The sequence below is a fragment of the Xenorhabdus bovienii genome, assembly GCF_024721015.1.
GTDB lineage: Bacteria > Pseudomonadota > Gammaproteobacteria > Enterobacterales > Enterobacteriaceae > Xenorhabdus > Xenorhabdus bovienii.
The window spans coordinates 1-979 of record NZ_JANAIF010000240.1; the positions used below are offsets into that span (position 1 = coordinate 1).

The window sequence follows — 979 nt, forward strand, 5'->3', positions numbered from 1 at the left end:
AACCTCAGCTTCGTTTAAGAATAGCGATATCAGTATCCCGTAAATTCAAGCTCGGTTTTTTAGGCTGGAATGTATAAGCAATTAGACCCGCAGCGATTTCCAGCAGAAAACCGAGCTGACTGCGATGCCTTGAATGCGCTATCTGAGAAATATTTTTGAGCTGGTCGATGACCGTTTCTATCAAGAATCGCCTTCTTAACATCAATCTATCCCAAAGAGATAACGCTTTTGCCTTCATGTTACTACGGACATGAGTGATTAACGTGACCCCTTCCGCTTCCAACTCATCGCATAAAGCCTGTGATAAATACCCTTTATCACCCTATAAACATCCCGTTAACCCTTTTACCATCGCTTTGACAGGGTGACGAATCCTTATTTCCTGTGGTTAATTTCACGGCCAAAAGTTCACCGCAATCATTGATAACCAGATGAAGTTTAAAGCCATAAAACCAACCTGTACTCGTTTTTCCTCGTTGTGCAACCCCCTCAAATACACGATGGCGGGGAATACGAAGGTTGTGACAAACAGCAATTTTGGTGGGATCAATAAAAGCGATCCCTTGGGTTTTAGCCTTGCGTGAAGAAAGAAAAGCGCATAGAGGAATAAGTGCCCTTTTCTTCAAAGTGAGCATTCGGATATAGCTGACCAATCCGGGAAAATCGGCCGTAAGATGTTGTTTTACATATTTAATATAAAACGTTTTAAAATCACGATAATGGCTCATATGAAATAAAATGAGGATCATCATGACTTCACTGAGAGAAAGGGAAGCTTCGCGGTGCCGTTTGAGTAATCCGTTTTCAATGAGTTGTTGATGCCAGAGGGGGATAAATGTTTGGCAAAAGTCATCGACGCAGCAGTAAAACTCTTCTAAATTAACCATGCCTGGGGATCTCCACGATTTTGTTTTCTTTAGCAAAAACTTTGATCGTGCCTCAGGCACTTTAGTTCCCTTCTTAAGCAAATCTCAGGTTA

Annotated in this window: 1 pseudogene; it reads right to left on the reverse strand. The window is 41.7% G+C overall.

Annotated elements, in window-relative coordinates:
- Positions 1 to 4: 4 nt before the first annotated feature.
- A pseudogene (locus NXS07_RS20300) lies at positions 5 to 887 on the reverse strand (IS982 family transposase).
- Between the last annotated feature and the right edge of the window lie 92 nt (positions 888 to 979).